A 14,062-nucleotide genomic window follows, 5' to 3' on the forward strand; every position below is an offset into this window, starting at 1 on the left:
CCCAATACATTAAGCAAAACTCTCATTTACGTTCTGCTGTCAAAAATGCCCTCTCACTACCCTCCTTTGTATTTGCGTATTTGTTATCTTTACCAACTTTTTACCAAATGATAACATATTTCTTACATATAATCAACAGCTATTTCTCTATTTTTCAATATTTCTTTATTTATTTTATACAATTATCATTTAATAACAATTGTTTTTTATCTATTTTATACAATTTACCGCACCCCAATAAGGCAATCCATTCTGATCACCTTCCATAAAAAACAGATAAAAAAATCGGCAGAAAATAACACATCCTTCGATGTATATCTTCTGCCGTTCTCTCTTCTCAATGGCATCATCTGTTTTTATACAAAACAGACACAATCTCAACTTGGTAATCCAGATTATACAGTAAAATCCACTATAAATCAAGACCAAACACATATTTTTTATGCAAATCTTATAAATACTTTTTTCACAAGCAATCCATTTCATTACACGGAAATTGTCTTTAACTCACAGCTGTTGTGGAACAATTACACTTTTTTCTTCCTGTACCAGGATATTAAATACAAAACTATACCAAAAATTATCAAAAATGGAGCAACTGCCACCAAAACAGTTGTTAAAAGTATCACAATTAACGCTGCAATGGCGATCACGATCGCCTTCCCATACCATGTACTCAGATCCAGTTTAAAGCTTCTTGTCTTTCCGGCACTGCTCTCCGTCCCATTATCCGCATAATCATCTGCACCGTAGCTCTCTTCAGAATAACCGGACTCATCATAAACAGCTGCACTGTCATCTGTATCAATCAAAGTCTTGGCAATCAGCCTGGGATCCCCCAGTTCTGCCAGAACATCTGATTCACTTCGGCCGTTCCGGACCTGAGACTGAATGTAATCCTCATAATACCGCACATGAGCCGCAGCTCTCCCCTGGGTCATCTGTCCGGACAGCTGCCCCCGTAAAACCTCAAGAAACTCTCTTCTGCTCATAAATATGTCAAACCTTTCTTATGAAATATAATGAAAAAAACAAAACTCAAAACAACTCCAGAAACATCACCTTGAAAACTTCTGCAAATTCTTTTTTATTACTCTCTTAAAATTTTTCTCATTATACCATAACCCATAAATTTAAATCAGAAACAAATCATAAAATTTTGATTAAAAAATAAAAAATCATAGCACAGCGCAAAGGGCGGTTCATTTCCGGATGCCGCCAAAGCCGCATTCGGAAACGAATCGCCCTCCATGACGTTCGTTATGCCGTCAAAAATCACTCAACATGAACAGCCCCTGTACTCCTGATATTCATCGGATAGACATTTTCCCTTCCAACATACTGAGCCATATAGTCCACATACGCATCTGCGTTCTCGATTGGAAGCACGCACATGATAACGCCTGCAAAACCACCACCATGAACTCTGCAGATACCAGCACCGATCTTATTCAGAAACAGCTTAGTAAGCGCCAGACTCAACGTGATCTTCTGCTCCTTACAATTCTGCAGAGAATAACAGTTCTGCAGCCACTCCCAGGAAGAATTACCGGACTCTTCAAGAAGGCGCAGGAATCCCTCACCGTCTTTATTCTCAACAGCCTTCACAGCATCTGCAACACGTCTGTTCTCTTCATAAAAATGCATCGCACGAAGAACAGCACGGTCATTCGGAATATCCTTCACATGTGCCAGAAGATTCTCCATACTGGACTCACAGAGAAGCTCTACGCCCATAGCCTTCGCAGCCTCACGCATCTCCATAGGAATAGAAGAATATTCCTCACTGAGATCTGCATGGCCCTTACCGGTATTTACGATCACAAGTCTGCAGCCCATATCCTCAAAGGAAAATGCGATCTTCTCACAGCTGATATTCTCTTTATCAGAGAAATCCAGAAGGATCGGGCCGCCGGCAGCACAAGCCATCTGGTCCATCAGACCGGAAGCCTTTTTCCAGTAAACATTCTCAGCATACTGACCTGCTCTCGCATACTCGCCATACTCCAGCTTACCCTCATTAAAGAAATAATTGGTGATCGCACATACAAGCATCTCAAAGGAAGCAGAAGAGCTTACACCTGCAGCGGCAATAACCTTGGTGGAAACATAAGCGTCAAATCCACCGGTAGCATAGCCTTTTTTCTGCATATACTCCATAATACCTGCAACAAGAGCATCTGTACCTTTTGTATAGGTTTCTGTGCTGAGCTTGTCAAGATCAACAACTACTTCCTGTTTGTAACCCTCACTGATCATATGGATCACATTGGTTCCGTTTGGATAAGCAGCACCGATGGTATCCAGATCAATACTTGCCGCAATGATCTGACCGCCGTTATGATCAACATGGTTGCCAATGATCTCCGTACGGCCCGGAGCAGTAAAAAACTCTGCCTTGTCATGATGATATTTCTTCTCGAAATTCACAGCAAGATTGGTATAACGGGCGCTGCTCTCCTCTGTCTCGCCATAGATTTTTTTCAGCACGTCTGCTGCCGGAATTTTAATTGTTCCCATTTTTTCTTCCTCCTGTTATATAGTTTACACCCCAGATCCGGAAGAACCTGAAAAAATCTTCCGCTCTGTCACGCTTCATGGTTACTGTTCACTCCGTTCTCAGCAACACACTTCGCAATGCGCAGAATATCACCAGTGAATAGTAACGCTTCATGTACTTTTATTATAACAGTCCCGTCTTTTCTGTCCATAACAATTTTGTGTAAAAACCGTATTATTTTGTGGTGATCCTGGAATATCCCTTTGCATTTTCTGCCTTTTCTGATAAAATAAATTCCACTATGAAAAGCAGATATACACTTCAGAATCCGCGCACAGAAGGAAGGAGGTAACACCTTGCAGATCATCACAGATCCCGCCGGAAAAGAACTGAAAAAACACGGAGACAGCTCCTTCCCATTCCTGGTAAGCTACGAGCGGCTTTCCGGCTATGAGACCGGTTCCTTTCTGTGGCACTGGCATCCGGAGATCGAGCTTACCTATATCGAAAAGGGCGAAATGCTCTACAAGATCAATCAGAATACCTTTCACCTGAAAGAGGGACAGGCAATCTTTGGCAATGCCAATGCCCTTCATGCCGGATATATGTATCAGGATCAGGACTGTCAGTATATCCCCATAACCTTTGACCCCAAACTGATCTACGGATTTTCGGGAAGCCTTCTTTTCCAGAAATATACAGAACCGATCCTCCGAAGCTTTTCCCTGTCCGCCGTACCGCTTGATCTATCCTGTAAATGGCATTCCGAGGCCATAAAAGATATCCGTGACATCATCGACCTGGACAGTAGCCGGGAACCCATGTATGAATTTGAGATCATCGCCAGACTGCAGCACTTCTGGAAGAGCTTGTATGAAAATACGATCTCCCGGACAACTCTTCCATCCGGTCAGGATGAAGAAAACTACCGCCGCATCCGTCAGATCATGTCCTATATCGCAGAACACTACTCTGAAAAGATCCTCCTGAATGATGTTGCAGACCTGATCCACTTAAGTCCCAGCGAATGCAGCCGGCTTTTCAAAAAATGTATGAATATCACTCTCTTCGGATACATCCAGGAATACCGCATTGAACGCAGCCTGGAATATCTGGAAAATCCCTCCTGTTCTATTACGGAATCAGGACTGCTGTCCGGTTTTTCGGACTCTAATTATTACACAAAGGTCTTTACGAAAATCAAGGGCTGTACACCAAGACAGTACAGAAAAAATCAGGAGCTGTGACATGCTCCTGATCTTTAACCGTTCAGTGCTCCATACCTATGAAGCAGAACAATATTTATCCGTGAAAATGGCTGTTATCTGAACAACTCTTTCATTGCCGGATACAGTTTGCGGAATTTCCGGTATTTTTCTTCATATTTTGCAACCAGCTCCGGTTCCGGTTCTACCGTATCTACTACCCTGACCAGCTTATTACAGATCGTTTCCACATCCGGGTATTCACCGCAGCCTACTGCTGCCAGCATTGCACCGCCCATGGACGGACCTTCCTCATTCTCCGGCACATCCACCTTCAAGTTCATCACATTTGCAATGATCTTTTTCCAGAGAGGGCTCTTAGCTCCGCCGCCGCAGATCTTGGTGCGCTCAATATGGATCCCAAGGCTTCTTGCAACCTCAAGGGAATCTCGAAGTCCGAAAGCAACTCCCTCCAGAACTGCCTGTGTCATATCTGCTCTCGTGGTATCCATGGACATTCCGAAAAATACACCTCTTGCATCCGGGTTGTTATGCGGAGATCTCTCTCCCATCAGATATGGAAGGAAGAATACCTGATTCTCGCCAAGCTTTTGGATCGGTGCCTGCTCTGCCACAAAATCCTTTGTCTTAAGGATCTCCTCTGACCACCATTTGTTGCAGGAAGCAGCGCTTAACATGCATCCCATCAGATGATAGCTTCCATCTGCATGGTCAAAGGAATGCAGTGCATTGTTTTCATCTACTCCGAAATCTTTGCTGGAAATAAAGATCGTACCGGATGTTCCAAGGGAAATATTGCACTGGCCATCGCCAACCGTTCCTGTTCCCACAGCTGCCGCAGCATTGTCGCCTGCACCTGCTACAACCTTCACATCCTCTGAGAAGCCAAGCTCTTTTGCAACTTCCGCTTTCAGGTTTCCGACTACCTGCCAGCTCTCGTACAGCTTCGGAAGCTGTTCCTCTGTGATATGGCAAATCTCAAGCATTTCCTTTGACCAGCAGCGGTTCTTCACATCCAGAAGAAGCATACCGGAAGCATCGGATACATCTGTGCAGAAGGATCCGCTCAAACGATAGGCAAGATAATCCTTCGGAAGCATGATCTTTACCACTTTTTTAAAATTCTCAGGCTCATGCTTCTGCATCCAGAGGATCTTTGGTGCAGTGAAGCCTGCAAATGCAATGTTTGCGGTATACTGAGAAAGTTTTTCCTTTCCGATAACCGTATTAAGATATTCCGTCTCCTCACCGGTACGGCCGTCATTCCAGAGAATCGCCGGACGGATCACATTGTCATCTTTATCCAGAGTTACAAGACCGTGCATCTGGCCGCCAAAACCGATTCCTGCTACTTCTTTGCGGTCAATTCCTTCTGTGAGCTCTTTGATCCCTTCCATGCTCTGGGCGAACCAGTCCTCCGGATTCTGCTCAGACCAGCCCGGATGGGGGAAGAACAACGGATATTCTTTTGATACGATGTTGCAGATCTTTCCGGATCCTTCCATAAGAAGAAGCTTTACAGCGGAAGTTCCAAGATCAACGCCAATATAATACATAGTAATTTTTCCTCCTGTAAATACAGAAACCGCAGCTCTCAGTTCGCAGCGCCTGCACGCCTGAGAGCCCGCGGTTTCTGAATCGTATTTAACCAAATCAAGAAAGTCCCCTGCGGGGTTACGAAAAGCAATAAGCAGCGAGTGGGGACTTGCTTGTATCAGGCAGCACGTACGGATGATCTTACCTGCCTGTTTTAATTATCTCCAAGGATTCTCTGTCGGATATCTCACGCCTGCCGGCTGATTGTAACCGATCTCTTCAACCGGTACACCAATGTATTTGAACACCTCGAAGAGAGCTTTTCCGTGATGTCCGAATGCTACAGCACCGTGATGCGGGAATCCTCCCTCGATCAGCACGTGACGGTAGAAACGTCCCATCTCCGGAATTGCAAATACACCGATAGCACCGAAGGAACGTGTTGCAACCGGAAGAACCTCGCCGTGTGCGATATATGCACGAAGCTTGTTGTCCGCTGTACTCTGCAGACGATAGAAGGTGATATCTCCAGGCTTGATATCTCCCTCAAGAGTTCCGTTTGTAACCTCGATTGGAAGGGATCTTGCCATGATCATCTGATATTTCATCTCACAGAAGGACAGCTTGCTGGATGCTGTGTTTCCACAATGGAATCCCATAAAGGTATCCTGAAGCGTATAGTTGAATTTTCCTTCGATAGATTCTTTGTACATATCCTTCGGAACGGAGTTATTGATATCAAGAAGTGTAACGATATCATCACTTACTACCTGTCCGATAAATTCACTTAATGTACCATAGATATCAACCTCACAGGATACTGGAATGCCCTGTGCTGTCAGACGACTGTTTACATAACATGGAACAAATCCAAACTGTGTCTGGAATGCAGGCCAGCATTTTCCTGTCAGTGTTACATATTTACGATATCCTTTGTGATCTCTTACCCAGTCCTTCAGAGTCAGCTCGTACTGTGCAAGCTTCGGAAGGATCTCAGGTTTCTTGTTTCCCGCACCAAGCTCTTCTTCCATCTCTTTTACGATCGCCGGGATCCTTTCATCACCTTCATGCTTGTTGAATGCCTCGAAAAGATCCAGCTCTGAGTTCTCCTCGATCTCAACGCCAAGGTTGTAAAGCTGTTTGATCGGTGCATTGCAGGCAAGGAAGTTTGTAGGACGCGGTCCGAAGCTGATGATCTTCAGGTTGCTCAATCCCTCGATCGCTCTTGCGATAGGAAGGAATTCATGGATCATATCCGCGCAGTCCTCTGCATCACCTACCGGATACTCCGGAATATAGGCTTTTACATTACGAAGCTGCAGGTTGTAGCTTGCATTCAGCATACCGCAGTAAGCATCTCCACGTCCCTGGCAGAGATTATCCTGTGTTTCCTCAGCTGCTGCGATAAACATCTTCGGTCCCTCGAAATGCTTTGCAAGAAGGGTCTCAGAAATCTCCGGTCCGAAGTTTCCAAGATATACACAGAGTGCGTTACAGCCTGCTTTTTTGATATCCTCCAGAGCCTGGACCATATGGATCTCACTCTCTACGATACAGACCGGACATTCGTAGATATCCTTTGCATCGTATTTCTTTGTGTAAGCGTCTACAAGAGCTTTTCTCCTGTTTACGGAAAGGCTTTCCGGAAAACAATCTCTGCTGACTGCAACGATTCCGATCTTAACTTCTGGCATGTTGTTCATAATCTTCATTCTCCTTTTTATATCCGGCAGATTTTCCACCGGTGATATTATTGTTCGTTTGTAACTATTCACTTCACCCAAAATCAGTCAAGTGTGATATTTTCACCCTTCAATCCGTTGAATGCGCCTTCGATCTTCGCATCCTCATGAGCGATAAGCCATTTATTTCTGGCTGTCATCAGACCGTCCTCTCCGTCCCCTGACATCGGAAAATCAATCTCTGTGTTGGTTCCTCTCGGAAGAACAACTACACACTGAAATCCACTCTCATTCACATGACACGGTGCATAGTGGAGCGTTGTGGCATAAACCTCGATCCCAGTTCCTGCCGGTACCAGAAATGCCTCCACCTTTGAGGTATCGTATGTAAGATCCTCTTCTATATCCTGCTGATGTCCGATAAGCAGTACAAGATCTGTCACTGCTACATTGATCTCGGAATTCCGATGATATTCCAGGGCATTCAGCTTTTTATTGTGACCATTACAATATCCGATCTGGACAGGTAATCCACCAAACGCTCTGTTTTTCAGCTCTTTTTCCACATCGAGAGCTTCCAGCTCCTCTGCTGACGGAACATATACCACATCCTCCGGAACCGGTGTATGCTTCATCTCCTTCAGAAGCGGACCGAAATTGTATCCCTCCAGAACCTTTCCGTATCTGCGGAAAGCCGGATCTGTTACTTTCTGAATTTTCACGATTTAACCCTCCTTACAAAATTACTGTTTCACAGCTTCTCTGTATCTTCGTTTTGAACTGAAAAAAGCATACCACATCATGGTATGCTTTTCGCCGCTTTTCTTGACTCATTCATAGCACTTTTTTGACATTTTTATGATTCTGACGCTCCACTCTTCCCGGCAGGATCCCGTAACGCTTTACAAATTCCCTGGAAAAAGCCCTGCTGCTTGCAAACCCGTTGTCAAGTGCGATAGAGCTGATGGTATGATCTGTATGCAAAAGCTCCTTATAGGCGTATGCCATGCGGATATCCTGTAAATATGTCTTAAAATTGACCTTCGCATATTTCCGGAACATTCTTGACAGATATGCATCGGAATATCCGAACATGGCTGCAAGTCCGGAAAGCCTGAGATCCTCCTTGTAATGCTCCCGCATATAAGTGGTTATTTTTGACAAAGCATCCAATCTGCGGCTGATCTTCAGCGCATTCTCCTCCACCTCTGTTTCCCTGTATGCGGAAACCATAAGATAAAGGACTTCATAGAACACTGCCCTGATACGGAATTCGTACCCCGTTTCCCCGGATACGTACACCCGGTACATCTCCCGGATCAGAGAAACCATCCGCCTGTCTGTTTCCTCAGACTCTTCGTTTCTGCTCCGAAAACGGATGAACCTCTGAGCGGTAAAATAATCCGAAAACTGCTTCAGCGGGATCTGCAGTACGATGGTCTCATTACGTACTGGCGCCTGAATAGAATGTACTTCATTGGAATTAATGATCAGAAACTCCCCTGCCTTCAGAGGATACTCGTTCTCATCGATATAAAAATAAAGGCTCCCCTCCATCACCGCAAAGATCTCGATCGAAGTATGCCAGTGTTTTTCCCTTACATAATTTCCGTTTCTTCCTTCAAAAAGAAAAAGCTTAAAAGGAAATCCTTCATTGGGAATGATCAATTCATGCTGAAACTCCATGCTCCTTCTCCCTTTCCTGCTGTCCGGTCTGGACCCGGCGCATCATACTTCCATAAAAAGCCGCCAGGATCTGCTGAAATAACGTTCCGATCATAACCGGAAATAATGTTTCCGCCGGAAAATACGCTCCCGCGATCACCGCACCGGCGCTGATGTTCCGCATTCCGGAACCATAGATCATGGAAACCGTTGCCTCTTTGTTCTGTCTTGTAAGAATGGCAATGATCCAGCCGATGGCATATCCCCCTGCTGCCAGGACCAGGATCGCTGCTGCTACCTCCAGCCGTTCTCCGTTAAGATGCTTCATATAAGGAGAAACCTTGGAGGAATTGGAGGTTACCACAAAGATCAGGCACATTTTTGAAAAAGGTGCCAGCTTTTTCGGCCAGGTCTCCATAACCTTTCCATGGCTGACTTCATTAAGGCACATGGCAAGGACTGCCGGCAGAGCGATCATGAAAACCAGCTCCTTCATCATTCCCACAGTATCCATTTTTACGCTGGAGCCCACCAGGAGCTTCAATACTGCCGGGATCAGAAAGGGAGCCAGGATTGTATCGATCACAACCAGCGAAAGTGACAGCGGACTGTTTCCATTATAAATGGACACCCACATCAGACTGATCACCGCTGCAGGTACGGAAAATTCCAGCACCATTCCTGTGATATAATTCATATTGCCCGGGAACAGAAGATGTCCCAGACCGCAGGCGGCCACCGGTCCCAGCACATGAAGGATCAGCAGCATCAGGATTAGCGGAAGCGGCCGCTTAAACACATCTGCCACATCACGGAACCTGGATTTCAGCGCACCGATAAAGGTCATAAATGCAAAAGCATACGTCACATAGGGCACGCCATGCTTTGCAATATCCGGAAACAGTACCCCCGTAAGCAGACAGGCCGGCGTCACAAAAGCCATCCATTTCTCCATAAAGCTGTTAAATTTTTCCAGCATATCACACCTCTTGTTTATCTTTTTTTACAGTTTATCACAAAAAAACAGCGGTGCAAGAAAAAAATCCCCTGTTTTATAGCCGATTCCGGACAAATATGATATGATAGTACCCATCCAAAAGCAACCTGAAACCAGGGCGGACTACAGATATCCGCCAAAATGATCATTTTTTATGATCTGGAAAACGAGGCCAAAAATGATTTCTTTAATTATACCATGCTTCAATGAGGAAGAATCCCTTCCGCTTTTTTACCCGGAAGCCACTTCTGTCCTCAGGCAAATGAACTGTGATTATGAACTGATCTTTGTGAATGACGGTTCCAGAGACAGAACCCTTGAGATTTTAAAAGAGCTTTCCGAAAAGGATCCTCATGTGATCTATCTTTCTTTTTCCAGAAACTTCGGAAAGGAAGCTGCCATGTATGCAGGCTTCTGCAATGCCGGCGGCGATTATGTAGCAGTAATGGACGCTGATCTTCAGGATCCGCCGTCCCTTCTCCCGGAAATGCTGGAGAAGCTGGAATCCGGAGAATATGACAGCGTTGCCACCAGACGTGTCAGCCGTGACGGAGAGCCACCTATCCGGAGCTTTTTTGCCCGGAAATTTTATCAGCTGATCAATAAGATCTCGGATGCAGATATTGTGGACGGCGCCAGAGACTTCCGTCTGATGAAGCGCAGTATGGTGGATGCCATCGTCTCCATGAGTGAGTACAACCGCTTCTCCAAGGGAATCTTCGGCTGGATCGGTTTCCGCACCTGCTGGCTCCCCTACAAAAATATCGAACGCGTAGCCGGTGAGACCAAATGGAACTTCTGGAAGCTGTTTAAATACGCCGTCAGCGGCATCATCAATTTTTCTCAGGTACCGCTGACCATCGCCTCCTGGTTCGGAACGACCATGACCGGTTTTTCCTTTCTGGTCCTGGTAGCCATCATCGTCCGAAAGCTGATCTTCGATGATCCGGTCCCAGGCTGGGCTTCCACCATCTGTGTCATCATCTTCATCGGCGGCCTGCAGCTTTTCTGCCTGGGTATCATGGGACAATACATAGCCAAAACCTATATGGAGGTCAAGCAGCGCCCCCATTACATCATAGCAGAGTCCAACAAAAAGGACTTTACACCCATACGTTGATTTTCTATTCTGTCGGCAGCTCGACCACCTGATATTCGTGGCCCAGCGCCGGCAGGATTTTTTCTTTTACATCACTGGTCTTCATCAACAGAGTGGAAGTATTGATACACGGATGGCATCCGAAATATTCTTCATCCAGGACTTCTTTATCGATCACCAGGTGTACCTTCTTTTCTTTATCAAAGATCAGTCCCATCAGACTTAAGGACCCCGGGGTAATGTTCAGATATTCCTCCATCTGCTCTCCGTCTGCAAAGGAAAGTCTGGCTGTTCCGATCTGTTTGGACAGAAATTTTGTTTTAAACGGCTTCTCTCCCGGCATCAGCAGCAGATAGAAATCCGTTTTCTGTCGGTTGCAGAGAAAAAGATTTTTGCATATCTGCGCCCCCAGAAGCTGATCCACTGCCTCGCAGGCCTCCATGGTCATCAGTGCTTCATGATCTGCTCTTTTATATTCAATCCCAAAACTATCCAGAAAATCGTACACTGCGATTTCCTTCTCCAGACGGCCCTCGGTGTTCTCCGGTCTTCCTGTATAGACTGTTTTGTCAATTCTTGGTTCTTCCATGATGTCTCCTCCGTTATTTTTACATTCTCATATGTGCAGGTCTTAGTCGCAGCATATTACGCTTTACTGCTTCAACCGTAACCTGCCGATTTGTTTAATCATAGCACACCTGTAACAAATAAGATACTCCGGATTTCCGTCTGACTATTGACGATATCAGCCTCGGATGCTATACTCTCAGGCAGAAAGGGAATGAAGTTCTCCCCCGATCTTTATCGAAACCGCCAATGAGCTGATGACTTCTGTGCAATGCACGGGGTTACCAGCTTTTTTTGATGGATTTTTCAAAACGGGGAGATTGAAAGGAGTTACTATGCCAAAAGAAACTATCCAAAAAGAACATCGGATCCTGCAGCTGAAATATGCTGTCCTTGCAGTGGTCGTGGGAATCTGCGTCGGGATCGTAGATACTATCTTCGGCCGGGGCCTGCTGGCGATCTCTGCTTTTCGCACCGCACACTGGCGCTGCCTGCTGCCCTTCCTGCATCTGGCCGGACTTCTTATTGTGTGGATGTATCATCATTTCAGCATCTTAAGCTTAAAGGGCATGTCCCTGGTCTTCGAAACCGGGCAGAAAAAAAGGGACCAGATTCCTCTGGCCCTTGTCCCTCTGGTAATGCTCGGCACCTGGATCACCCATCTCTTCGGAGGAAGTGCCGGCCGTGAAGGTGTTGCCGTGCAGATCGGTGCTACACTCTCCCACGAGGCCGGACGCAGGCTGCATATCCGGGAAAATACGCCTGTCATGCTGATCACCGGTATGGCTGCCGGTTTTGGCGGTCTGTTCCAGACGCCACTGGCCGCTGTATTTTTTGCCATGGAGGTGATCGTTGCCGGATATCTTGAGTACGATGCGCTGCTACCGGCACTTATCGCCGCATATACAGCCTCCTTCACCTCTCATTTCCTGGGACTGGAAAAATTTGCTGTGGATATCCAAGACACCTGGACTGTGACCGATCTCCGAAGCATGATCTCTCTCATTGCTCTCGGACTTGCCTTTGGTCTCGCAGGACGATGCTTTTCCGTACTTCTTCAGAAAGCAAAGAAATTATTCGGGGAAAAAATCTCAACTCCGCTGATCCGCATCGGTGTCATGGCCATTCCACTGGCAGCTCTGCTGTTTGTGAGCTATGGCGGACGCTACACAGGTCTTGGAACCAATCTCATCTCCGCTTCCTTTGCCGGAGAAACGATCTACGGATATGACTGGATTCTGAAGCTTCTGTTTACTGTATTTACACTTGCCATCGGTTTTCAAGGCGGCGAAGTGACACCACTGTTCTCCATCGGCGCTTCCCTTGGAGTCGTCCTAGGTTCCATCCTCGGGATCCCTCCCATTATCTGCGGGGCACTTGGCTACGCCGCAGTATTCGGCAGCGCCACCAACACCCTCATCGCCCCGATCCTCATCGGCCTGGAAGTCTTCGGCACCCGAAACACCATCCCCCTTATCCTGGTATGCATCCTCGCTTATCTGGTCAATGGAAATCACTCCATTTATGGAGCACAGCAGAAGGCACTTTGCAGGTTTAAGGAGTAGATATGTACATATTTTTTATTCGGTCATGACTGACTCGGTTGTGGCCGAATAAAAAGCGGTACTTTTTTAGATTTTTTCTTGCATACGAGAGCAACTGCCAATGCAATAAACATTAATATTGTTATAACTCTTTCGAAAATGCTCAATATCAGATTCGCCATATGATTCCTTTCTTCAGCTATTAATGGATTCTATCTCCGAATCATCATATATTTTCTTTAACTCTTTTCTCATTTCCTTATTGATACTTATATATTTTGAATCATTATCAGCCCATTTTACTTTCAGGATATCGTGTTTGCGTATATATAATACAGGCAGCCGGCTTCTGTGCTTATCCATAAAGATTCCCTGGCTTTCATAAAAAATTTCCTGCAGATAATCATTCATTTCATCTACCTGGATTACAAATGTAAAACGAATATCCTTCTTTTTTTCTTCTCTGCTCATCTCATTGATCCAGAACTCTGCAAATTTATCATTTAACAACAAAACATCATTTCTATCCATATCTGTAATATCTATAAGCGCCCAGATATTCACCTGATTATTTCTATTTTTCTTGAAAAAACTTACTTTTCCTTTTTCGTCCAGTTCATATTCTGACTTTTTTTGGTACTGGTTATGTAAAAGCCCTTTTTCAAATACAACGTTTCGTTCTTCGACCTCTTCTGGAAAAGTTATTTTGATATCTATTAACTTCTCATATTTGTAACAAATAAAACTGAATGGCATCCAGATTTCTTTTTTATTCTCTATATACCTGTAGCTTCTTGCATGAATCCTAGCACTATGCTTCAAAAATTGAACATACCCCGCTGTCATTAAAATATACAGTGGTAATAACGCTTTTTCAATCGCATCATTCCCACTGCTATTCGTCCAACATTTCCAACAGGAATATACTGCTGCAAAAAAAACATCTGTCAAAAGCAACATTTGAAACAGAAAACACCCTCTGATTCCGGAAAGCCATTTTCGATTTTTTCTCATCATCCCATAAACATATAGAGGATTTTCATCTACACTTTCCGAAGAAATATCCTGATCCGGTGTTTCGCCACATCTGAATACCCATCCAGTCAATGCCAAATATCCCCAAAAGGCTACTCCAAATGTGAATCTATCATCTTCAAAAATCCAACGATATGACAAGAATAAAATACAAAATAATAAAATTTTTTCAGGTATATTATTTTTTCTTTTTCGGTTTATTATGATCCCC

Annotated in this window: 12 protein-coding genes and 1 riboswitch; of the genes, 3 read left to right on the top strand and 9 right to left on the bottom strand. The window is 45.0% G+C overall.

Features of this window, described 5'->3' with window-relative positions:
* Positions 1–527 precede the first annotated feature (527 nt).
* Entirely contained in the window at positions 528–992 is a 465-nt protein-coding gene (locus NE671_RS05650) for a DUF1700 domain-containing protein (protein WP_021651862.1), read from the bottom strand.
* A gap of 283 nt (positions 993–1,275) precedes the next feature.
* Positions 1,276–2,511, bottom strand: coding sequence for a galactokinase (locus NE671_RS05655; protein WP_129975794.1), 1,236 nt, complete (start codon positions 2,509–2,511; stop codon positions 1,276–1,278).
* Between the two features lie 345 nt (positions 2,512–2,856).
* On the opposite strand from NE671_RS05655, the gene NE671_RS05660 reads away from it, so the two are divergent.
* The gene (locus NE671_RS05660; RefSeq protein ID WP_173740723.1) at positions 2,857–3,747 is read left to right on the top strand and encodes an AraC family transcriptional regulator; all 891 of its coding nucleotides are present in this window, start codon (positions 2,857–2,859) and stop codon (positions 3,745–3,747) included.
* Between the two features lie 74 nt (positions 3,748–3,821).
* Here NE671_RS05660 and xylB read toward each other — a convergent pair whose 3' ends face one another.
* From xylB to NE671_RS05685, 5 genes are all read right to left on the bottom strand, one after another.
* On the bottom strand, positions 3,822–5,282 hold the full coding sequence (gene xylB, locus NE671_RS05665) for a xylulokinase (RefSeq protein WP_059086154.1): 1,461 nt from the start codon (positions 5,280–5,282) through the stop codon (positions 3,822–3,824).
* Positions 5,283–5,480: 198 nt separating this feature from the next.
* Positions 5,481–6,965 carry an L-fucose/L-arabinose isomerase family protein gene (locus tag NE671_RS05670; RefSeq protein WP_015527462.1) on the bottom strand — a complete coding sequence of 495 codons (1,485 nt, stop codon included), beginning with the start codon at positions 6,963–6,965 and terminating at the stop codon, positions 5,481–5,483.
* Positions 6,966–7,048: 83 nt separating this feature from the next.
* Positions 7,049–7,666 (bottom strand): DUF4867 family protein, encoded by a 618-nt coding sequence (locus NE671_RS05675; protein WP_021651856.1) that lies wholly within the window; start codon positions 7,664–7,666, stop codon positions 7,049–7,051.
* Positions 7,667–7,778: 112 nt separating this feature from the next.
* Entirely contained in the window at positions 7,779–8,630 is an 852-nt protein-coding gene (locus NE671_RS05680; protein ID WP_059086155.1) for an AraC family transcriptional regulator, read from the bottom strand.
* Positions 8,614–9,588, bottom strand: a complete 975-nt coding sequence (locus tag NE671_RS05685; protein ID WP_059086156.1) for a bile acid:sodium symporter family protein — start codon at positions 9,586–9,588, stop codon at positions 8,614–8,616. Before NE671_RS05685 ends, NE671_RS05680 begins: the two co-directional genes overlap by 17 nt.
* A gap of 196 nt (positions 9,589–9,784) precedes the next feature.
* Between NE671_RS05685 and NE671_RS05690 the strand changes: the two genes are divergently transcribed.
* Positions 9,785–10,726 carry a glycosyltransferase family 2 protein gene (locus tag NE671_RS05690; protein WP_015527465.1) on the top strand — a complete coding sequence of 314 codons (942 nt, stop codon included), beginning with the start codon at positions 9,785–9,787 and terminating at the stop codon, positions 10,724–10,726.
* Between the two features lie 4 nt (positions 10,727–10,730).
* Here NE671_RS05690 and NE671_RS05695 read toward each other — a convergent pair whose 3' ends face one another.
* Positions 10,731–11,294 (bottom strand): prolyl-tRNA synthetase associated domain-containing protein, encoded by a 564-nt coding sequence (locus NE671_RS05695; RefSeq protein ID WP_110102826.1) that lies wholly within the window; start codon positions 11,292–11,294, stop codon positions 10,731–10,733.
* 179 nt (positions 11,295–11,473) lie between these two features.
* A riboswitch (Fluoride riboswitch) is annotated at positions 11,474–11,546 on the top strand.
* 61 nt (positions 11,547–11,607) lie between these two features.
* On the opposite strand from NE671_RS05695, the gene NE671_RS05700 reads away from it, so the two are divergent.
* Complete coding sequence (locus NE671_RS05700; protein ID WP_256163761.1) at positions 11,608–12,837, top strand: chloride channel protein; 1,230 nt, start codon at positions 11,608–11,610, stop codon at positions 12,835–12,837.
* Positions 12,838–13,011: 174 nt separating this feature from the next.
* On the opposite strand, the gene NE671_RS05705 is transcribed toward NE671_RS05700, so the two are convergent.
* The gene (locus NE671_RS05705) at positions 13,012–13,923 is read right to left on the bottom strand and encodes a hypothetical protein (RefSeq protein WP_173740724.1); all 912 of its coding nucleotides are present in this window, start codon (positions 13,921–13,923) and stop codon (positions 13,012–13,014) included.
* Positions 13,924–14,062: the final 139 nt, after the last annotated feature.

It is taken from the genome of Blautia sp. DFI.9.10 (genome assembly GCF_024461705.1).
In the GTDB taxonomy this organism is placed as follows: Bacteria; Bacillota; Clostridia; order Lachnospirales; family Lachnospiraceae; genus Blautia_A; species Blautia_A fusiformis.

Bases quoted from the DNA above. Each gene is read 5' to 3' on its own strand.
- NE671_RS05650 (WP_021651862.1), bottom strand. From the start codon at position 992: ATGAGCAGAAGAGAGTTTCTTGAGGTTTTACGGGGGCAGCTGTCCGGA.
- xylB (WP_059086154.1), bottom strand. From the start codon at position 5,282: ATGTATTATATTGGCGTTGATCTTGGAACTTCCGCTGTAAAGCTTCTT.
- NE671_RS05670 (WP_015527462.1), bottom strand. From the start codon at position 6,965: ATGAACAACATGCCAGAAGTTAAGATCGGAATCGTTGCAGTCAGCAGA.
- NE671_RS05680 (WP_059086155.1), bottom strand. From the start codon at position 8,630: ATGGAGTTTCAGCATGAATTGATCATTCCCAATGAAGGATTTCCTTTT.
- NE671_RS05685 (WP_059086156.1), bottom strand. From the start codon at position 9,588: ATGCTGGAAAAATTTAACAGCTTTATGGAGAAATGGATGGCTTTTGTG.
- NE671_RS05690 (WP_015527465.1), top strand. From the start codon at position 9,785: ATGATTTCTTTAATTATACCATGCTTCAATGAGGAAGAATCCCTTCCG.
- NE671_RS05695 (WP_110102826.1), bottom strand. From the start codon at position 11,294: ATGGAAGAACCAAGAATTGACAAAACAGTCTATACAGGAAGACCGGAG.
- NE671_RS05700 (WP_256163761.1), top strand. From the start codon at position 11,608: ATGCCAAAAGAAACTATCCAAAAAGAACATCGGATCCTGCAGCTGAAA.